Below are 19,981 nucleotides of genomic sequence, written 5' to 3' on the forward strand. Positions count from 1 at the left end.
TCGTCAGCGACGTGCGGGGACGTGCGGCGGGGGCCCGGGACCACGGCCTCGGCCGGCCGGGCAGCCGCTGGGCGGGTGCTCTTCGAAGTAGCGGCCCGCGAGTCGCCGCCGGCGGGCGTGCAGCACCATGACCGTGCCGAGCACCAGTTGCCGGACGCCGCGGGTGACGTCCTCCACCGCGTTCCGCGTCCGTATGCGGCGGCGCAGGGCGTCGAGTCGGCGCGGTGCGGGAGACAGGTCGCGGGGGATGAGCAGACAGGGCGCGCGGTGCGGGATCGACCGGGTGTGCGGGGCGGTCGAGTCCAGCCGGAACCGGCGCAGCACTTCCCGTACCGCGGCGCGCAGCACCAGCGGGGACAGCCGCCAGGCCGGGCAGGGCCGGTTCGCCGCCACTCCGTACGGGATGTGGTGGGCGTCCTTGACGGAGAGCGCGGCCCAGCGGTCCGGGTCGAACTCGTCGGGCCGGTCGTAGCCGGTGGCGTGGTAGCCGGGGTAGCTGAAGCACACCACCGTGCCGGGCGGCAGCACGGTGTCCTCGTCGAGCGGGATCTCGCCCGTGGTGATGCGGTGCGCGATGCCGAACAGCGGGTACAGCCGCATCGTCTCGTCGAGCACCCGCGTCAAGTACCGGTCGTCCTCGGTGTCGTCGTCCAGGACGCGCCGCTGCGCCTCGGGGTGGCGGGCCAGGGCGAGCAGGACGTGTGCGGTCGCCTCCGACAACTGCACGACGGCCGTGTTGAACATCGTCCCCTGCAGGTAGTGCACCTGTTCCGTCGGTGACAGCGTCCTGGGCAGCGGATACGCCACCTCGCCGGCCTCGACTCTCGCGCGCAGGTACTCCGTCAGCCGGGCCCGGCGCTTCGGATGGCGCAGTCCGGTGCACTTCAGCGCGCTGATCACGTCGTCGGCGTGTGCGGTGATCAGGTCCCGGGCGTGGGGCGGGCACGGCTCCTTGAACACCAGCTCGTAGCAGAACTCGGCCCAGGCGGGCATCACCAGATCCCGCAGGCGCACGAGGCTGACCTGCCCGTCCGGGAGCGTGTCCAGGGTCCGGGCGACGGCGCGCGTGGCCGCCGCCGTGAGGTCGTCCGAGGTTCCGGCCAGCATCCGCCGGGTCGTCGCGGCCACGTCCTCGTACCGCTCGCCGGGTTCCAGGTGTTCCTGGTGGACCTCGGGTCCCGGGGACAGCCAGTACCAGAACAGGTCGGACAGGCCTGCCCCGGCGCTGCGTCCGTTCGCCGCCGGGTGCGCGTAGACGCGTTCGAACACCTCCGGCCCGTGGACGGCGCTGGGCAGGGTCACCGCGCGGTCGCCGTTGGCCTTCTCGAAGATGCGCCCGCGCAGTGCCACCACCCCGCGCGGCAGCCACCAGCTGTCCGCCGTGGCCGGCCTGGGCCCGCTCCTCACCGTGTCTCTCCCCTGCGGACGACCATGTCCCGCGTCAGATCGGCGTTCCGGCGCCCTCCGCACAGCGCGAGCGTGTGGTCGTACTCGTCGCGCAGTGTCGCCAGCACCGCCCGGACCCCGGCTTCTCCCTCGGCGGCCAGCCCCCACATCACCGGTCGTCCCACTCCGACGGCCGTCGCGCCCAGCGCCAGGGCGACGGCGATGTCACTGCCGCGGCGCACTCCCCCGTCCATGAGCACGGGTGTCCGGCCCGCGACGGCGTCGACGACCGCCGGCAGGCAGTCCAGGGCGGCCGGGACGGCGTCGCACTGGCGGCCCCCGTGATTGGAGACGATCACCCCGCTCGCGCCGTGCTCGACGGCCAGCCGGGCGTCCGCCGGGTGGAGGATCCCCTTGACCAGTACGGGGAGCGCGGTCGTGCGCGCCAGTTCGCCGAAGTCCCGCCAGGTCGGGGCCGCCGACATGGGGATGTCCATGAGGGAGCCGGGCGGGGCGCCGGGCAGGTCGCGCATGTTCTCCGCGGCGTGGCCCGGCGGGAGATCGGTGAAGCCGTTGCGCAGATCTCTGGTGTGCCGGCCGAACACCGCCGAGTCGACGGTGACCACCAGTGCCGTGCAGCCCGCCTGTTCGGCGCGCCGCACGAGCGTTCCGGTGACCTCGCGGCGGGGGTGGAGGTACAGCTGGAACCACACCGCCGGGTCCGGGGCCGCCTCGCGGGCCGCGGCGACGACGGCGTCGACGGCCGTGGTCGCGGCCGTACCCGTCACCAGGACGGCTCCTTCGGCCGCTGCGGCACGGGCCGTGGCACCCTCGCCGTCCGGATGCATCAGCCGGTGGAAGGCGGTGGGCGCGACGAACACCGGTGCGGCGTGCCGGGCGCCCGGCAGCCGGGCGGTGGTGTCCCGCGTCTCGCTGCCGCACAGGATGCGGGGCAGCAGCAGATACCGGTCGAAGGCCGACTCGTTGTCGGACAGGACGCGTTCCTCGTCGGCCCCGCCCGCCACGTAGTCGTAGTGGACGGGGTCCAGTGTCTTGCGTGCCGCGTCGTGCAGCGCGCGCAGGGTCACGGTGTCACCGGAGCGACGGCGGCCAGGCGGTCGGCGAGGAAGGCGAGCAGGGGCGCGCGGTGGAACTCCTCACTGTCCCACTCGTTCTCCAGGTTCTCCGTCATGTGGTGCTCGGCGACGAACTCACCGGCCCGGTACCAGCGGACGACCGGATGCAGGTACCGGCCGTCGAGTCCCCCCGTGTCCTGCTGCGACTTGCGCGCCGCGGTGACGTCGAAGGGGTCCACCTGGTCGTGGTCGGCCCCGTACTCCAGGGTGATCACCGCGTGGGCGTCCACCGGCCCGAAGTCCCCCGCGTCCACGGCGTCGGGCACGTGGCGGACCGGAACCTCCTCCGCGTACCGCATGGTGCCGTCCGGGTCGACGAGCAGCAGGTCGCCCAGGACGGCGAACTGCTGCCACAGCGCGGAGGACCGGTTGACGCGGGCGACGACCGCGTCGGCGGCCCGCTCGGCGGCTTCGCCCAGCTCCGTCACCGGCCAGGCCTCGCCGTGGTGGCGTGAGCGCAGTACGCGGTGCAGGGCGCGGACCGCGTACCGGAAGCCGTGGATGAAGCCGGTGGTGGACTTCTTGAAGTCGGGGCCCTGTGTCAGCGTCCCGGCGAAGTACAGGCCGGGTACGTTGACCGACTCCCCGACCGGGGTGAGGGCGGGGAAGCGGCCGTCGACGATCAGTTCGGGGACACAGGTGGCGTCGAAGACCGAGGCGTCGAACCGGAAACCGGTGGCGACGATCACCCGGTCGTAGTGGAGGTCCTTGACCACCTCGTCGACCCGCTCGAACGACACCGGCACGCAGAAGCCGTCCGCCTCCTTGCGGATCTCCAGCACCCGGCCGTCGAGGAGGGCGTTCTGCGACTTCAGCTGGTAGCTGTCGAGGAAGTTGTTGTTGACCGCGCGCAGATGCCCCACGTAGTGCGACTTCCACGCCAGCCGCAGGGAGCCCGATCCGACGAGGTGGATGACGGCCGCGGTCTCCATCAGGCTGTCGGCCGTCTCGAACGCGGAGTTGCCCCGCCCGATGATCAGCACGCGCCGGCCGGTGAAGGACGCCGGGTCCGGGTCGAACGTGTCGTAGCGCTCGGCCAGTTCGACGCCCGGCACGGCCGGCAGGTTCGGCCGGGACACCCCGGTGGCGACCACGACCCGCCTGGCGCGCCACACCGTGCCGGTGTGGTCGGTGACGGCGAATCCCCCGCCGTCACCGACCTCCTCGCCGTCACCGCCGTCACGGGCGTCACGGGATATCTCCGTCACCGTGGTGTCGTAGCGCACCCGCACCCCGGTACGGGCCGCGTAGTCCGCCAGATAGCGGACCAGGTCGTCGGCCGCCGGGAAGTAGCGCGGGCTGTACCGGGTGAAGAGCAGCTCCGGATCGTCGCTCAGCAGGGAGTTCCAGTCCATGCGGAGCCGTAGCTCGGGATCGTCGTAGCCGGTGTGCACCTTGTTGATCGAGATCAGTTGGCGATGCCGGGGAAAGCGCGTGAAGAACGCGCCCGGAACGCTGCCGCGCTCCAGGACGACGTAGTCCGCACCGTCACGCTCCAGGGAGGCGGCGAGCTGTAGTCCCGCGGGCCCCGCTCCGATGATCAGGTAGTCGTGCGCCATGGCCCGGAAGCTATCCACCGGATTTCAGAGCGCTCTGAGATTACCGGCCTAGATTCTCGGGCGTGCTCACCACCCTGGACACCGTCTCGCTGACCGGTCCGCTGGACTCCGCGGTCCTGCGTCGCGTGGCCGCGCCGCTCACCGTCACGGTGGACGACGAGACCCGAGCGCGCATCGACCACAGCCGACGGCTCTTCCGCGATCTGCTGCACGGCGACGGCAGCGGGGAGAGCCGCATCTACGGCGCCACCACCGGGTTCGGCGCACTCGTCGGATACGCCGGCCGGGCCGACGGGGCCGACCAGTGCGACAACACGCTCGCCCATCTCGGCGCGGGCCAGGGCCCGGACCTGCCGCCGGCGATCGTCCGCGCGGCCCTGCTGCTGCGCGCCCGGTCCCTCGCCCTGGGGTTCTCCGGGGTGTCGGCCGAGGTCGTCGAACGGCTCACCGCCCTGTTCGCCACGACGTTCACCCCCGCCGTCCCCCGCTACGGCTCGGTGGGGGCGAGCGGTGACCTGATCCCGCTCGCCTACGCCACCCAGGCGCTGCGGGGCCGCGGACACGCCTATCTGGACGACCGCCGTATGCCGGCCGCCGAAGCCCTGGCCGCCGCCGGTCTGCGCCCGCTCGCCCTCGACGGCCGGGACGCGCTCGCCCTCGTCAACGGCACCTCCGTCACCACCGCCGCCACGGCCCTGGCCCGCGACGGCGTCCGCGCCGCACACCGCGCGCTGGCCGGTCTCACCTGTCTGCTGGCCGACCTCCTCGGCTGCGACCCCGGCTTCCTCGACGAGGATCTGCTGCGCGCCTACGGGCACGCCGGAGCGGTCCACGTCGGCGCACGCATGCGGCACACCCTCACCGGTGTCACGCCGTCCGGCACCCGGCCCCTTCAGGAGCCGTACAGCATCCGCTGTGCCCCGCAGCTGCTCGGCGCCGCGGAGGACGCCCTGCGGTACGTCGACGGCGTGGTCGCCGCGGATCTCGGCGGCGTCAGTGACAACCCGCTGTTCTTCCCCGCCGACCGGGGGACGGGGAAGAACAACGGGGCGGACGCGGGGACGGACGGGGTCGCGGACACAGGACAGGTCGCCGGGCCGGGAGAAGGCGCCGGGCCGGGAAAGGTGGTGCACGGCGGGAACTTCTTCGGGCAGCCCGCCGCCTTCGCCGCCGACCTGCTGGCCTCCGTCACCGCCCAGCTGGGCAACCTGGCCGAGCGCCAGCTCGACCTGCTGGTGGATCCGGCGCGCAACGGAGGGCTGCCGCCGATGCTCGCCACCGCACCCGGGCAGCAGCACGGACTGCAGGGCGTGCAGCTGGCCACCACCTCGCTCGTCGCCGAGATCCGCCGCGCCGCGACACCGGCCGGGATGCAGAGCCTGCCGACCAACCTCCACAACCAGGACGTCGTCCCGTTCGGCACCCAGGCCGCCCTGCGCTCCTACGACATGGCGGAACTGCTCGGCCTGCTGTGCGGGTCGCTCGCCGTCGGTCTGCGCCAGGCCGTGCACGTCGGGGCACGCCGACCCACCGCACCCGGGTGCGGCAGACTGCTCGACGCCCTCGTCGAGACGGTTCCCCCGGTCGAGCGGGACCGGCCGCTGGACGCCGACGTCCGGGCCGCGGCCCGTCTGCTCCTCACGACCGACCTGCCGTGACCGCGGGCGCCGGATCAGGGACGCCCGACAAGGCGCACTCCGGCAGCCGGATGGTGAACCGCGCGCCGCGCCCCGGGCGGCCGGTGGCGACCACCGTGCCGCCGTGATGGGCGATGACCTCCCGCAGCAGCGCGAGTCCCAGACCGTACCGGCCGCCCGCGTCACCCCGGTGGAACCTCTCGAACAGCCGCTCCGCCTCGGCGGGATCGAAGCCGGACCCGGTGTCCGTCACGGTCAGTTCGACCGTCCCGTCCGCGTGCGCGAGATCCACCTCGATCCGCCCGCCCGCCGGGGTGTGTCCGATGGCGTTCACCAGCAGCTCGCCGACCGCGCGGCGCAGTGCGGACTCGATGCCGTCGACGCACAGCGGGTACGACGGACCGTTCACGACGACGGTGAGGCCGCTGTCGCGCGTGCGGTCCGACTCCTCGGCGACCACCGCCCTGGCCAGCGTGACCAGTTCGACATGGCGGTGTTCCGACCGCCGCGCCGGGTCCGCCGCAAGGCTCGCTGACAGCAGCAGGTCGTCCAGTACCTCACCGAGGCGGCCGACCGAACCGACCAGCCTGGCCAGTCCGTCCCGGTGCCGGGCCGGCAGGTCGTCGGCGACGGCCTGCCGTGCCAGCACCTGGGCCCGCGTGTACACCTGGGTGATCGGGGTGCGCAGTTCGTGGCTGGCGTCCGCGACGAACCGGCGCTGCCGGGTGAGGGCTTCCGCCAGCGGGGCCACCGCCCGGCGCCCCAGGACGGCACCGGTCGCGGTCGCGGCGAGCAGTCCCGCGACCTCGGCGACGCCCAGCGCCGACCACAGATACCTTCGGTCGGCGAGCTGGAACCGCATGTCGAACACCGCCTGCACCAGTTCGCCGTCCGCCCTGACCTGCGTGCGCACCAGGTAGACCGTGTTGTTGCGCCGTACGGTGCGTTCCACGGCCTTCTGGGTCCGCAGCGCCCGGTCCATGTCGGCGCGTACCGGGAAGCCGTCCGGGCTGTTCGCGAGCGGGGTCGCCCCCGGCGCGTACAGCCAGGTGCAGACCGGTGGACTCGACAGGTCGCCACGTGACGCGCCGTAGCGCAGTTCCCGCCGTACCTGCTCGTCCTGCGCGTGGGTCATGACCGTGTGGGCCACGCCGCCGACGAGCGTGATCAGCAGGGTGATGGTGGCGCCGGTGATCACGGAGATCCGCAGGCGGGCCCGGCGCACCGCCGCCCATTCCGCGTACGCCGACGCCCTCACAGCGTCCCCAGGCGGTAGCCCAGGCCGCGGACCGTGCGCACCACCTGCCTGCCGAGTTTGCGGCGCAGGTAGTAGACGTAGGTGTCGACGATGGAGGACGCGGGCGTCTCGTGGAAGACGGCCCGGCGCAGTTCCGTCCGCGAGTACACGGTTTCGGGGCGGGAGGCCAGCACCCACAGCAGCTCGAACTCCCGGGCGGCGAGGGCGATCCGCTCGCCGTCGGCCAGTTCCACCTCGCGCCGGCTGACGTACAGGTGTCCCGAGCCGATCCTCAGCACGTCGGCCACATCGAGTGCCCGTCGGCACAGAGCCCGTAATCGGGCGCTGAACTCGTCCAGCTCGAAGGGCTTGACCAGGTAGTCGTCAGCACCTGCGTCCAGACCGTCGACCCGGTCGTGCACCGCGCCCATCGCGGTCAGCAGCATGACCGGCGTCCGGACCGCACGCGAGCGCAGCCGGCCCAGCAGGTCGAGGCCGTCGAGCACGGGCAGGCGCCGGTCGACGACGAGCACGTCGTACTGCCGGGCGAGGCCGAGGTGCAGGCCGCGCTGTCCGTCCGTCGCGACGTCGACCGCGTATCCCTCGTCCCGCAACACCTCGGAGAGCATCGTGCCCAGCTCCTGGTCGTCCTCGACCAGGAGCAACCGCCAAGGGTCTTGCACACGAGCTTGTGCCACCGTTCCATTCCCCCTCGCCCCGGTGCCCGTCAACGCCCGTGCGTGACACGCGAGTTCCGTGTACGGGAAGGCGCGGCCGAACGAGGATTCGATCGGCTCGATCAAGCTAGCGCGTGCCCTCCCGGAAGGCGCTCGGGAGAAAGTGGTGGGTTCCGTCTTCTGTTCACACCCGCTCCGGAGGCGTTCGCCGGCTCCCCCGTCCGGCGGCCCGGCGACGTACCGGCTCGTCACAGGAATCTCAGCCGGAACCTCGTCCGTTCACAGCACGGACCCAGACAGGAGGAGCAGGCTGCACCCACATCAGTGGTCACCTCAGGAAGGCATCTCGTGGGCGTCTCGCACCTGTCCGACGGGCCGGGGACATGGTCCCGGCGGGGCGTTCTCGCCGCGCTCGGAGCCGTACCGGCCGCCGTACTGACGGGCTACGGCTCGCGGGCCGACGCCTCGGAAGCAGCCTCGGACGCCACCGCCACCCCCGCCACCCCCGCCACCCCCGCCACTGCCGTGACGGCACAGTCCGCCGCCAGGACCGCCGCGAACACCTTCGCCGGACGGTTCACACCCGAGGCGGGGTCCACCTCCGGCGTCGGGATGCCGGTGTCCGTCACCTTCACGCACGCCGTGACGGACCGCGCCGCCGTCGAGAAGGCGATCACGGTGACCGCGGACCCGCAGGTGGAGGTCGTGGGGCACTGGTTCGGCGACACCCGGCTCGACTTCCGGCCCGAGGAGTACTGGGCGGCGGGCACGAAGATCACCCTCGCCCTGCGGCTCAAGGACGTCGAGGGCGCGTCCGGTGTCTACGGCACCCAGTCCAAGGACGTCACCTTCCGCATCGGCCGCGAGCAGATCAGTACGGTCGACCTGGCGGCGAAGACGATGACGGTACGGCGGGACGGGCGGACCCTCGCCACGTATCCCGTGTCGGGCGGGGACGCCGAGCACACCACCTGGTCCGGGATCATGGTGATCAGCGAGCGGTTCGAGAGGACGCGGATGGAGTCGTCGACGGTCGGGCTCGGCGACGAGTACGACATCGGCGACGTGCCGCACGCACAGCGGCTGACGACCTCGGGCACGTTCATCCACGGCAACTACTGGGCGGCCTCGTCGGTCTTCGGCGGCGGCAACACCACGCACGGCTGCATCGGGCTGCGCGACGCCAAGGGCGGGGGTGACACCTCGAAGCCCGGCTACGCGTTCTACAAGAGCTCCATGCTCGGAGACGTGGTCGTGGTGGAGAACTCGGGCGAGGACACGGTGGATCCGGCGAACGGCCTCAACGGCTGGAACATGTCGTGGGCCGACTGGCGTGCTGGAAGCGCTTTCTGACGTCCCGTCCGATCCGCCCCTTCTTCACGGAGTGAACTCCCCGGCCCGCCGAGGGCAATCTCTGCTTTACCTCTTGACGACCGGAGTGCCGAAGAGCACATTGGCCGCGCAGCTGTGATGAGAGCGCTCTCAAAGCTCTCGAAAACACCCCGCGCACCCCCACTCCGTACCTAAGAGGCACCCATGAGCAGAACTTCCGGCACACCCGCAAGACCCGGTCGAATACGGCGCTCGGTCATCGCGCTCGTCGGCGTGCTGAGCCTGGCGGCGGCCGGGGCCTCGGCGGCTCAGGCGGACGCGCCCGCGCCGCCCAGCGGCTGGACCCAGGTCTTCGTCGACGACTTCAACGGCACGGCCGGCACCGGCGTCAACACCTCGAACTGGCAGTACGCGACCGGTCACGGCTACCCGGGCGGCCCCACCAACTGGGGCACCGGCGAGATCGAGAACATGACGTCCAGCACCAACAACGTGGCACTGGACGGCGCCGGGAACCTCCGGATCACCCCGCGGCGCGACGCCTCGGGCAACTGGACCTCGGGCCGCATCGAGACCAACCGCACCGACTTCCAGCCGCCCGCCGGGGGCAAGCTGCGGGTCCAGTCCCGTATCCAGATGCCCAATGTCACGGGCACGCCCGCCCGCGGGTACTGGCCGGCGTTCTGGATGCTGGGCGCGCCCTACCGCGGCAACTACCAGAACTGGCCGGCCGTCGGTGAGCTGGACATCATGGAGAACGTCCAGGGCCTCAACACCGTGTGGTCCACGATGCACTGCGGCACCAACCCGGGCGGCCCGTGCAACGAGACGACCGGCATCGGCGGCTCGATCGCCTGTCCCGGCACGACCTGCCAGGCAGGCTTCCACACGTACGGCCTGGAGTGGGACCGCTCGACGAGCGTGGAGGAGATCCGCTTCTACGTCGACGGCGTCAACTACCACACCGTACGGGCCAACCAGGTCGACGCGACGACCTGGGCGAACGCCACGAACCACGGGTACTTCATCATCCTGAACGTGGCGATGGGCGGCGGCTTCGTGGACGCCTTCGGCGGTGGCCCGGACGGTGCCACGGTGCCGGGCAACCCGATGGTCGTGGACTACGTGCAGGTGCTCACGTCGGGCGGCGGCACCACCCCTCCGCCGACCGGCAACCGTGACGCGTACAGCGCGATCCAGGCCGAGTCGTTCGACGGCCAGAGCGGCACGATCACCGAGACCACCACCGACTCGGGCGGCGGCCAGAACATCGGCGCGCTCGCCAACGGCGACTGGGTGCAGTACAAGGGCGTCAACTTCGGCTCCACGGCGGCCAAGCAGTTCGTCGCCCGGGTCGCGAGCGGCGCGGGCAACGCCGTCAGCGGTCTGGTCGAGGTCCGCCTCGACAGCCGTACGAGCACACCCATAGGCAGCTTCGCGCTGGCCAACACCGGTGGCTGGCAGACCTGGCGGACCGTACCCGCGAACATCAGCAACGTCACCGGCACGCACGACGTCTATCTGACCTTCACGAGCGGCCAGCCGGCGGACTTCGTGAACGTGAACTGGTTCAACTTCGGTCACTGAGGCCGTAGTCACGACAGTCAGGTACCTGTGGAGGGGCCGCCCGGCCGGGCCGCCCCTCCACAGGCGTCTCCGCGCAGCCACGGGGTCTCAGCGCAGCTCCGCCCGGAACGCCACCGGTGTCGTGGCCGTGTGCTGGGTGAAGAACTTGGAGAAGTTGGCCGCGTCCGGGAAGCCCACGACGGCGCCGATGCGGCCGATCGGCATGTCCGTGTGGGCCAGCAGGCGCTTGGCCTCCAGGACGACCCGTTTGTCGATGAAGCCCTTGGGGGTCTCGCCGGTCGCGGCGCGGACCGCGCGGACGAGGGTGCGCCGGGAGTAGCCGAGGGCGTCGGCGTACGCGCTGACGCTGTGGTTGGTGACGAAGCCCTTCTCGACGGCCTCCCGGAAGCGGGTGAAGGTGCTGTCGGCCTGCGCGTGGGCCGCGTCGGCGGCGCCGGCCGCCAGATGGGCCAGCCGCAGCAGGAACGCGGTCAGGGTGTGCCGCAGCACAGCGGTGTGCAGGCTGAGCGGCAGGGTGCCCGTGTCGACGTACTCGCGTTCCAGCTGGGCGAGGGAGTTCTCCAGTGCGGTGAGCTGGGCCGCGTCGGGGCGCAGCAGCGGGGGCAGGTCGTAGCGGTAGAGGCCGGTCGCCTCGACGGTGGCGCGGGGCAGGAAGCCCGGCTGCATGATCAGGGCGGTGCCGCGGTAGTCCGCCGCCGAGGAGAAGCGGTGCACCTGACCGGGCCTGATCCACAGGATCTCGCCGTCCCCGGCCTCGTACTCGTCGAAGTCGATCATGTGCCGGACGGGACCGCCCCGGAAGAGCAGGACCACGTGGAAGTCGATGCGGTGGACGCGCTCGATCTGTTCACCCGAATGCCAGCTGCGGCCTGCTTCCATCGGGCCCACCTGCATGCCCACGCCGAGGACGCTGAGGTCGACGGGGAAGGGAAAGGTCTTGATCCCGGTCCGTCCGTCGTCATGTCCGCTCTCACGTCCACCCTCGTGCTCGCCTCCGTACCCGCCTTCGTACCCGCCCTTGAACCCGTCCTCGAATTGAGTGCTTGTGTCCGCCATGTCCTTCTCTTACCGGCTCGGCCCCGTGGTCGTTGTCCCACTTTCACCAAAGGCTGACACAGGGGCACCTTCCCCAGAAAAAGTCTGACTTTTAAGGTTGAAGGCATCAGAGCAGTTATCGGGCTTCCGGTGAGGATTTGTTGAAGATGAGCACGCAGACACCTGACAGCTTGGAGTGGACCGACGTGGACCGGCGAGCCGTCGACACGGCCCGTCTACTGGCGGCCGACGCCGTGCAGAAGGTCGGCAACGGCCACCCCGGCACCGCGATGAGTCTGGCCCCGGCCGCGTACACCCTCTTTCAGAAGGTGATGCGTCACGACCCCGCCGACCCGGAGTGGACGGGCCGCGACCGCTTCGTCCTCTCCCCCGGCCACACCTCGCTGACGCTCTACACCCAGCTCTTCCTCGCCGGCTACGAGCTGGAGCTGGACGACCTGAAGGCGTTCCGCACCCACGGCTCGAAGACGCCGGGACACCCCGAGTACGGTCACACGGCCGGAGTCGAGACCACCACGGGCCCCCTGGGCCAGGGCCTCGCCAACGCGGTGGGCATGGCGATGGCCGCCCGCTACGAGCGCGGCCTCTTCGACCCGGACGCCCCCGAGGGCGAGTCCCCCTTCGACCACACCATCTGGGGCATCGTCTCCGACGGCGACCTGGAGGAGGGCATCTCCGCCGAGGCGTCCTCCCTCGCCGGCCACCAGAAGCTCGGCAACCTCGTCTTCCTCTACGACGACAACCACATCTCGATCGAGGGCGACACCGCCACGGCCTTCTCCGAGGACGTGCTGAAGCGGTACGAGGCCTACGGCTGGCACGTCCAGCGGATCGAGCCCTCGACGGACGGCGACACGGCCGGCGACATCGACGTACCCGCGCTCTACGAGGCCCTGACCGCCGCCAGGAACGAGACCGGGCGGCCCTCCATCATCGCGATGCGCACGATCATCGCCTGGCCCGCCCCGAACGCGCGCAACACCGAGGCCTCGCACGGCTCGGCGCTCGGCGCCGACGAGATCGCGGCGACCAAGCGCCTCCTGGGCTTCGACCCCGAGCAGTCCTTCGAGGTGTCGGACGAGGTCCTGGACCACGCCCGTCGCGCCCTCGACCGCGGCGCCGAGGCGCATGCCGCCTGGAACAAGCAGCTCGCCGAGTGGCGCACCGCGCGGCCCGAGCACGCGAAGCTCTTCGACCGGATCGTCGCCGGACAGCTGCCCGAGGGCTGGGAGGGCGCGCTGCCGGTGTTCGAGGCCGGCACGTCCGTCGCGACCCGCGCGGCCTCCGGCAAGGTGCTGCAGGCTCTCGGCGGGGTGCTTCCCGAGCTGTGGGGCGGTTCCGCCGACCTCGCGGGCTCGAACAACACCACCATCGACAAGACGTCGTCGTTCCTCCCGGAGGGCAACCCGCTCCCCGAGGCCGACCCGTACGGCCGCACGATCCACTTCGGCATCCGCGAGCACTCGATGGCCGCGGAGATGAACGGCATCGCGCTGCACGGCAACACCCGTGTCTACGGCGGCACCTTCCTGGTGTTCTCCGACTACATGCGCAACGCCGTCCGCCTGTCGGCCCTCATGCAGCTCCCCGTGACGTACGTGTGGACGCACGACTCCATCGGTCTCGGCGAGGACGGCCCCACCCACCAGCCCGTCGAGCACCTGGCCTCGCTGCGCGCCATCCCCGGGCTGAACATCGTGCGCCCGGCCGACGCCAACGAGACCGCGATCGCCTGGGCCGAGATCAGCCGGCGGCACGCGGTGAACCCGGCCCCGCACGGCCTGGCCCTCACCCGTCAGGGTGTACCGACGTACGAGGCCAACACCGACGCGGCCAGGGGCGGCTACGTTCTGCGCGACTCCTCCACCGAGACGCCCGAGGTGATCCTGATCGCGACCGGCTCCGAGGTGCAGCTCGCCGTGGCGGCACGCGAGCAGTTGGAAGCCGAGGGAGTGGGCACCCGGGTGGTGTCGATGCCGTCCGTGGAGTGGTTCGAGGAGCAGTCCGCCGAGTACCGGGAGAGTGTCCTGCCGACAGCCGTGAAGGCCCGCGTGGCGGTCGAGGCGGGCATCGGTCTCACCTGGTACCGGTACGTCGGTGACGCCGGACGCATCGTCTCCCTGGAGCACTTCGGCGCCTCCGCCGACGCCGGCATCCTGTTCGCCGAGTACGGCTTCACGGCCGAGAACGTCGCCGCGTCCGCGCGGGAATCCGTCGCCGCCGCCCGCGGTTGATTCGACTGCACGAAGGAAGATGATCACTGTGACCCAGACAATCACCACCGCTGAACCCCTGAAGGCCCTCTCCGGCGAAGGCGTCTCCATCTGGCTCGACGACCTGTCCCGCAGGCGCATCACCTCGGGCAACCTCGCCGAACTGATCGAGACCCGGCACGTCGTCGGCGTCACCACCAACCCCTCCATCTTCCAGGCCGCGATCGGCTCCGGCGAGGGCTACGAGGAGCAGCTCGCCGACCTCGCCGCCCGCCGCGTCACGGTCGACGAGGCCGTACGGATGATGACCACCGCCGACGTCCGCGCCGCCGCCGACATCCTGCGGCCCGTGCACGACGCGACCGGCGGCCGGGACGGCCGGGTCTCCATCGAGGTCGACCCGCGTCTCGCCCACGACACGAAGGCGACGGTCGCCGAGGCCAAGCAGCTCTTCTGGCTGGTCGACCGCCCGAACGTCATGATCAAGATCCCGGCGACCAAGGCCGGACTGCCCGCGATCACCGAGGTCATCGGCCTCGGCATCAGCGTCAACGTCACGCTGATCTTCTCGCTGGAGCGCTACCGCGAGGTCATGGACGCGTACCTGGCCGGTCTGGAGAAGGCGCAGGCCAAGGGCCTGGACCTGGCCACCATCCATTCCGTCGCCTCCTTCTTCGTCTCGCGCGTCGACAGCGAGATCGACAAGCGGCTGACGCAGGTCGGCACGGACGAGGCCCTCGCGCTCAAGGGCAGGGCCGCGCTGGCCAACGCGCGGCTCGCGTACGAGGCGTACGAGCAGGTCTTCGACTCAGCGCGCTGGCACGCGCTCGGTGGCGCCCGCGCCAACAAGCAGCGTCCGCTGTGGGCCTCGACCGGCGTCAAGGACCCGTCCTACAAGGACACGCTGTACGTCGACGAGCTGGTCGCGCCCGGCACGGTCAACACGATGCCCGAGGGCACGCTGGACGCCACCGCCGACCACGGCGAGATCCGCGGCGACACGGTGAGCGGCGGTTACGTCCAGGCCCGCGCGGACCTGGACGCCGTCGAGAAGCAGGGCATCTCGTACGACGAGGTCGTCGGGCAACTGGAGACCGAGGGCGTCGCGAAGTTCGCGGTGGCCTGGGGCGAGCTGCTGGACGCGGTCACGGTCTCGCTGAACAGCAAGGGAGTTGACGGCGAATGAGCAAGAACTCTCCCGGGGGAACCCCGTCGGAGACGGCGGGCACGGCGGCGGGCGCCTCCGCGTCCGCCGCCGCCCCGGCGGCGAAGACCAAGAAGGCCGCGGCCACGAAGAAGACCGCGGGTGCCAAGAAGAGCGCGGGCGTCAAGAGCGCCGCCGCCGCCACTAAGGCTGCGGGCACCAAGAAGGCCTCGGGCGCGACCAAGGCCGTAGGCGCGCAGAAGACTGCGGGTGCCGCAAAAGCCGTGGGCGCCAAGCGCGCCGCCGGGGCCACGAAGGCTGCGGGCGCGACCAAGGCCGTGGGCGCGCAGAAGACTGCGGGTGCCACGAAGGCCGCAGGCGCCAAGAAGACTTCGGGTGCCTTGAAGACCGCCGGCGCCAAGAAGGTCTCGCCGAGCCGCGTGAAGGCCGGTGCTGTCGCCGCTGCCGCGGACGGGTCGGTGTCGGCCGCGGCGCCGGGCGTCGTGGACACGGCGGCGAACGCCGGCTCCGACGCGACCGGTGCCGAGATCGCGCCGCGCTCGCTCGCCGAGGTGCTGGAGCAGGGCGACGGATGGGTCAATCCCCTCCGTGACCCCCAGGACCGCCGACTGCCGAAGATCGCCGGGCCCTCCGGGCTCGTCATCTTCGGAGTGACCGGCGACCTGTCGCGCAAGAAGCTCATGCCGGCCGTCTACGACCTGGCCAACCGCGGCCTGCTGCCGCCGGGCTTCTCGCTCGTCGGCTTCGCGCGGCGCGACTGGGAGGACGAGGACTTCGCACAGATCGTGCACGACTCGGTCCGCGACCACGCGCGCACCGAGTTCCGCGAGGAGGTCTGGCAGCAGCTCGCCGAGGGCATGCGGTTCATCCCTGGTGACTTCGACGACGACCAGGCGTTCGAGCAACTGCGTGCCGCTGTCGACGAGTTGGACAAGTCCCGGGGTACGAGCGGCAACTACGCCTTCTACCTCTCCGTACCGCCGAAGTTCTTCCCCAAGGTCGTCAAGCAGCTCAAGAAGCACGGTCTCGCCGAGGCGCCCGCGGGTTCCTGGCGGCGCGGGGTGATCGAGAAGCCGTTCGGCCGTGACCTGAAGAGCGCGCGCGAGCTGAACCGTGTGGTGCACGAGGTGTTCGACCCGGAGCAGGTGTTCCGGATCGACCACTACCTCGGTAAGGAGACCGTCCAGAACATCCTGGCGCTCCGCTTCGCCAATCAGATGTACGAGCCCATCTGGAACCGGTCGTACGTGGACCACGTACAGATCACGATGGCCGAGGACATCGGCATCGGAGGCCGTGCGGGCTACTACGACGGCATCGGGTCCGCCCGTGACGTCATCCAGAACCACCTCCTGCAGCTGATGGCGCTCACCGCGATGGAGGAGCCCATCGCCTTCGACGCCGACTCGCTGCTCACCGAGAAGCTCAAGGTCCTCAAGTCCGTGAAGCTGCCGGAGAACCTGGGCGAGCACACGGTCCGCGGGCAGTACGCGACGGGCTGGCAGGGCGGCGAGAAGGTGAGCGGCTACCTGGACGAGGACGGCATCGACCCGGGGTCGACGACCGACACGTACGCGGCCGTCAAGCTGGAGGTCGACAACCGCCGCTGGGCGGGCGTCCCCTTCTACCTGCGCACCGGCAAGCGTCTGGGACGGCGGGTCACCGAGATCGCGGTGGTCTTCCAGCGCGCCCCGCACTCCCCCTTCGACTCCACCGCCACCGAGGAACTCGGGGCGAACGCGATCGTCATCCGCGTCCAGCCGGACGAGGGCATGACGGTGCGCTTCGGATCGAAGGTGCCGGGTACGTCGATGGAGATCCGGGACGTGTCGATGGACTTCGCGTACGGCGAGTCGTTCACGGAGTCCAGCCCGGAGGCGTACGAACGCCTGATCCTGGATGTACTGCTGGGAGACGCCAACCTCTTCCCCCGCCACCAGGAGGTGGAAGAGTCCTGGAAGATCCTCGACCCGATCGAGGGCTACTGGGACACGCACGGCAAACCCGCGCAGTACGCCTCGGGCACCTGGGGTCCCGGGGAAGCCGACGAGATGCTCGCACGAGACGGACGGAGCTGGCGCAGGCCATGAAGATCGACCTGACCGACACCACGGCAAGCAAGATCAACAAGGCCCTCGTGCAGGGTCGCCGCGCCATCGGCACGCCAGCCGTGGGCATGGTCCTGACGATGGTCATCGTGACGGACGAGGAGAACGCGTACGACTCGATCAAGGCGGCCGAGGAGGCCTCGCACGAGCACCCCTCGCGCACCCTGGTCGTCATCAAGCGGCACGCCCGCACCCCACGCGACCGCACGAACTCCCACCTCGACGCCGAGGTACGGGTCGGCGCGGACGCCGGCACCGGCGAGACGGTCATCCTGCGCATGTACGGCGAGGTGTCCGACCACGCCGACTCGGTGGTCCTGCCGCTGCTGCTCCCGGACGCGCCCGTCGTCGTCTGGTGGCCGGTGGACGCGCCGAAGGTCCCGGTCAAGGACCCGCTGGGCGCTCTCGCGCAGCGCCGGATCACGGACATGTACGCCGTGGAGACCCCGCTGGACGCCCTGGAGGCGCGTGCCGCCGCGTACGCGCCGGGCGACACCGACCTGGCCTGGACCCGGCTCACGCCGTGGCGTTCCATGCTGGCCGCCGCCCTCGACCAGGCCCGTACGCGGATCATCACGGCCACCGTCGAGAGCGAGGCCGAGAACCCGAGCGCCGAGCTGCTGGCCCGCTGGCTGGAGGCCCGTCTGCAGGTCTCGGTCGACCGGGTCGTCACCGCGGGGCCCGTGGTCACCGCCGTGAAGCTCGGCACCGAGAACGGCGAGATCGTCATCGACCGCCCCGAGGGCCCCCTGGCGACGCTGTCCCTGCCGGGCCAGCCCTCGCGCACCCTCGCGCTGAAGGTCCGCAGCACCTCCGAGCTGATCGCCGAGGAACTGCGGCGGCTCGACGCGGACGAGATGTACGCCGTCGCCCTGCGCGGGGACGACACCCGGAGGGAGAGCCGTGTCTGACTCACCGAAGCTCACCCGCCGTCCCGAGTGGACCGCTCTGGAGGACCACCGGGCCGGGCCGTTCCTGCACGCGCATCTGCGTGAGCTGTTCGCGACGGACCCGGAGCGCGCCGAGCGCTACACCGTGCGCGTGGGCGACCTGCACGTCGACTACTCGAAGCACCTGATCACCGACGAGACGCTCGCGCTGCTCCAGGAACTCGCCACCGCCACCGATGTGTTCGGGCTGCGCGACGCGATGTTCCGCGGGGAGCGGATCAACGTCACCGAGGACCGGGCGGTCCTGCACACCGCGCTGCGCGCCCCGCGCGACGCGGTCGTGGAGGTCGACGGCGAGAACGTCGTGCCGAAGGTGCACGCCGTGCTCGACCGGATGGCCGGCTTCGCCGAGCAGGTCCGCTCCGGCAAGTGGACCGGCCACACCGGCAGCCGCATCCGCACTGTCGTCAACATCGGCATCGGCGGCTCCGACCTGGGTCCGGCGATGGCGTACGACGCGCTGCGCGCCTTCACCGACCGGGATCTGACGGTCCGGTTCGTGTCGAACGTCGACGGGGCCGACCTGCACGAGGCCGTGCGGGACCTCGACCCGGCCGAGACGCTGTTCATCGTCGCCTCGAAGACCTTCACCACGATCGAGACGATCACCAACGCGACCTCGGCGCGGTCCTGGCTGCTCGCCGGGCTCGGCGGTGAACCGGCGGCCGTGGCGAAGCACTTCGTGGCCCTGTCGACGAACGCGGAGAAGGTCGCCGGCTTCGGCATCGACACGGCGAACATGTTCGAGTTCTGGGACTGGGTCGGCGGGCGGTACTCGTTCGACTCCGCGATCGGCCTTTCGCTGATGATCGCGATCGGTCCGGACCGGTTCCGGGAGCTGCTCGACGGGTTCCACCTCGTCGACGAGCACTTCCGCACCGCGCCCGCCGAGTCCAACGTGCCGCTGCTGCTCGGCCTGTTGGGCGTCTGGTACGGCAACTTCTTCGACGCGCAGTCGCACGCGGTGCTGCCGTACTCGCACTACCTGTCCAAGTTCACGGCGTACCTGCAGCAGCTGGACATGGAGTCCAACGGCAAGTCCGTCGACCGTGACGGGCACCCCGTCGAGTGGCAGACGGGCCCGGTCGTCTGGGGCACGCCCGGCACCAACGGGCAGCACGCGTACTACCAGTTGATCCACCAGGGCACGAAGACGATCCCGGCCGATCTGATCGGTTTCGTCAACCCGGTCGCCGAGCTGGGCGGCGAACTCGCGGCCCAGCACGACCTGTTGATGGCCAACCTCTTCGCCCAGGGTCAGGCGCTGGCCTTCGGCAAGACGCCCGAGGAGGTGCGGGCCGAGGGCGTGACCGAGGAACTGGTGGCGCACAAGACGTTCAGGGGCAACCACCCGACGACCACGATCCTCGCGCGCGAGCTGACCCCCTCGGTCCTCGGCCAGCTGATCGCCCTCTACGAGCACAAGGTGTTCGTGCAGGGCGCGATCTGGCACATCGACTCCTTCGACCAGTGGGGCGTCGAACTCGGCAAGGTCCTCGCCAAGCGCGTCGAGCCCGCACTCACCGAGGGCGCCGACGTCCCCGGCCTCGACTCCTCCACCAGCGCCCTCGTGGCCACGTACCGCACTCTCCGGAAGAAGTGAACTGACATGACTGCGATGCAGCTCGGTCTCATCGGGCTCGGCAAGATGGGCGGCAACATGCGCGAGCGCATCCGCCGCGCGGGCCACACCGTCATCGGCTACGACCGCAACCCGGAGCTCGCCGACGTGAGCAGCCTGGCCGAACTGGTGGGCAAGCTCGAAGGTCCGCGCGTGGTGTGGGTGATGGTTCCCGCCGGTGCCGCGACCCAGGGCATCATCGACGAACTCGGGGACCTCCTTGAGCCGGGTGACGTGGTCGTGGACGGCGGCAACTCGCGCTGGACGGACGACGAGAAGCACTCCGAGGAGCTGGCGGCCAAGGGCATCGGCTTCGT

The 19,981-nt window shown here is 71.0% G+C and carries 15 protein-coding genes; 9 read left to right on the top strand and 6 right to left on the bottom strand.

The features are described 5' to 3' along the window. Positions 1 to 3 precede the first annotated feature (3 nt). The 3 genes from ACFVH5_RS29135 to ACFVH5_RS29145 are packed head-to-tail and all read right to left on the bottom strand — an operon-like array spanning position 4 to position 4,081. A complete protein-coding gene (locus tag ACFVH5_RS29135; RefSeq protein WP_385836693.1) occupies positions 4 to 1,407 on the bottom strand; it encodes a cytochrome P450 in 1,404 nt (467 codons plus the stop codon). Next, positions 1,404 to 2,474: an alpha-hydroxy acid oxidase gene (locus ACFVH5_RS29140; RefSeq protein ID WP_385836694.1), complete on the bottom strand. Its 1,071-nt coding sequence runs from the start codon at positions 2,472 to 2,474 to the stop codon at positions 1,404 to 1,406. The genes ACFVH5_RS29135 and ACFVH5_RS29140 overlap by 4 nt, the downstream gene beginning before the upstream one ends. Further along, on the bottom strand, positions 2,471 to 4,081 hold the full coding sequence (locus ACFVH5_RS29145; protein WP_385836695.1) for an FAD-dependent oxidoreductase: 1,611 nt from the start codon (positions 4,079 to 4,081) through the stop codon (positions 2,471 to 2,473). Before ACFVH5_RS29145 ends, ACFVH5_RS29140 begins: the two co-directional genes overlap by 4 nt. 62 nt (positions 4,082 to 4,143) lie before the next feature. On the opposite strand from ACFVH5_RS29145, the gene ACFVH5_RS29150 reads away from it, so the two are divergent. After that, positions 4,144 to 5,739, top strand: coding sequence for an aromatic amino acid ammonia-lyase (locus ACFVH5_RS29150; RefSeq protein WP_385836696.1), 1,596 nt, complete (start codon positions 4,144 to 4,146; stop codon positions 5,737 to 5,739). Here the strand turns inward: ACFVH5_RS29150 and ACFVH5_RS29155 are convergent. Continuing rightward, positions 5,720 to 6,976: a sensor histidine kinase gene (locus tag ACFVH5_RS29155; RefSeq protein WP_385836697.1), complete on the bottom strand. Its 1,257-nt coding sequence runs from the start codon at positions 6,974 to 6,976 to the stop codon at positions 5,720 to 5,722. The genes ACFVH5_RS29150 and ACFVH5_RS29155 overlap by 20 nt on opposite strands. Then, complete coding sequence (locus ACFVH5_RS29160) at positions 6,973 to 7,638, bottom strand: response regulator transcription factor (RefSeq protein ID WP_385836698.1); 666 nt, start codon at positions 7,636 to 7,638, stop codon at positions 6,973 to 6,975. Before ACFVH5_RS29160 ends, ACFVH5_RS29155 begins: the two co-directional genes overlap by 4 nt. 342 nt (positions 7,639 to 7,980) lie before the next feature. Between ACFVH5_RS29160 and ACFVH5_RS29165 the strand changes: the two genes are divergently transcribed. Next, positions 7,981 to 8,985 carry an Ig-like domain-containing protein gene (locus ACFVH5_RS29165; protein WP_385836699.1) on the top strand — a complete coding sequence of 335 codons (1,005 nt, stop codon included), beginning with the start codon at positions 7,981 to 7,983 and terminating at the stop codon, positions 8,983 to 8,985. 183 nt (positions 8,986 to 9,168) lie between these two features. Further along, on the top strand, positions 9,169 to 10,551 hold the full coding sequence (locus ACFVH5_RS29170) for a glycoside hydrolase family 16 protein (RefSeq protein ID WP_385836700.1): 1,383 nt from the start codon (positions 9,169 to 9,171) through the stop codon (positions 10,549 to 10,551). Positions 10,552 to 10,638: 87 nt separating this feature from the next. On the opposite strand, the gene ACFVH5_RS29175 is transcribed toward ACFVH5_RS29170, so the two are convergent. Next, a complete protein-coding gene (locus ACFVH5_RS29175; protein WP_385836701.1) occupies positions 10,639 to 11,607 on the bottom strand; it encodes a helix-turn-helix domain-containing protein in 969 nt (322 codons plus the stop codon). A gap of 146 nt (positions 11,608 to 11,753) precedes the next feature. Between ACFVH5_RS29175 and tkt the strand changes: the two genes are divergently transcribed. From tkt to ACFVH5_RS29205, 6 genes are all read left to right on the top strand, one after another. Continuing rightward, entirely contained in the window at positions 11,754 to 13,841 is a 2,088-nt protein-coding gene (tkt, locus tag ACFVH5_RS29180) for a transketolase (protein ID WP_385836702.1), read from the top strand. A gap of 19 nt (positions 13,842 to 13,860) precedes the next feature. After that, positions 13,861 to 15,006, top strand: a complete 1,146-nt coding sequence (gene tal, locus ACFVH5_RS29185; protein ID WP_385836703.1) for a transaldolase — start codon at positions 13,861 to 13,863, stop codon at positions 15,004 to 15,006. A gap of 506 nt (positions 15,007 to 15,512) precedes the next feature. Further along, positions 15,513 to 17,075, top strand: a complete 1,563-nt coding sequence (gene zwf, locus ACFVH5_RS29190) for a glucose-6-phosphate dehydrogenase (protein WP_385836707.1) — start codon at positions 15,513 to 15,515, stop codon at positions 17,073 to 17,075. Beyond that, a complete protein-coding gene (gene opcA / locus ACFVH5_RS29195) occupies positions 17,072 to 18,004 on the top strand; it encodes a glucose-6-phosphate dehydrogenase assembly protein OpcA (protein ID WP_385836704.1) in 933 nt (310 codons plus the stop codon). Before zwf ends, opcA begins: the two co-directional genes overlap by 4 nt. Beyond that, positions 17,997 to 19,646, top strand: coding sequence for a glucose-6-phosphate isomerase (gene pgi, locus ACFVH5_RS29200; RefSeq protein WP_385836705.1), 1,650 nt, complete (start codon positions 17,997 to 17,999; stop codon positions 19,644 to 19,646). Before opcA ends, pgi begins: the two co-directional genes overlap by 8 nt. A gap of 15 nt (positions 19,647 to 19,661) precedes the next feature. Next, positions 19,662 to 19,981 (top strand): NAD(P)-binding domain-containing protein (locus ACFVH5_RS29205; RefSeq protein WP_385836709.1); only part of this gene is annotated, 320 nt, incomplete at its 3' end.

Origin of the sequence: Streptomyces sp. NPDC127119 (assembly GCF_042677425.1) — a bacterium.
Lineage (GTDB): Bacteria > Actinomycetota > Actinomycetes > Streptomycetales > Streptomycetaceae > Streptomyces.

What these genes read in the sequence shown, in the direction of transcription:
- ACFVH5_RS29145 (WP_385836695.1), bottom strand. Translation starts at nt 4,081, where the DNA reads ATGGCGCACGACTACCTGATCATCGGAGCGGGGCCCGCGGGACTACAG.
- ACFVH5_RS29170 (WP_385836700.1), top strand. Translation starts at nt 9,169, where the DNA reads ATGAGCAGAACTTCCGGCACACCCGCAAGACCCGGTCGAATACGGCGC.
- ACFVH5_RS29175 (WP_385836701.1), bottom strand. Translation starts at nt 11,607, where the DNA reads ATGGCGGACACAAGCACTCAATTCGAGGACGGGTTCAAGGGCGGGTAC.
- tkt (WP_385836702.1), top strand. Translation starts at nt 11,754, where the DNA reads ATGAGCACGCAGACACCTGACAGCTTGGAGTGGACCGACGTGGACCGG.
- tal (WP_385836703.1), top strand. Translation starts at nt 13,861, where the DNA reads ATGATCACTGTGACCCAGACAATCACCACCGCTGAACCCCTGAAGGCC.
- opcA (WP_385836704.1), top strand. Translation starts at nt 17,072, where the DNA reads ATGAAGATCGACCTGACCGACACCACGGCAAGCAAGATCAACAAGGCC.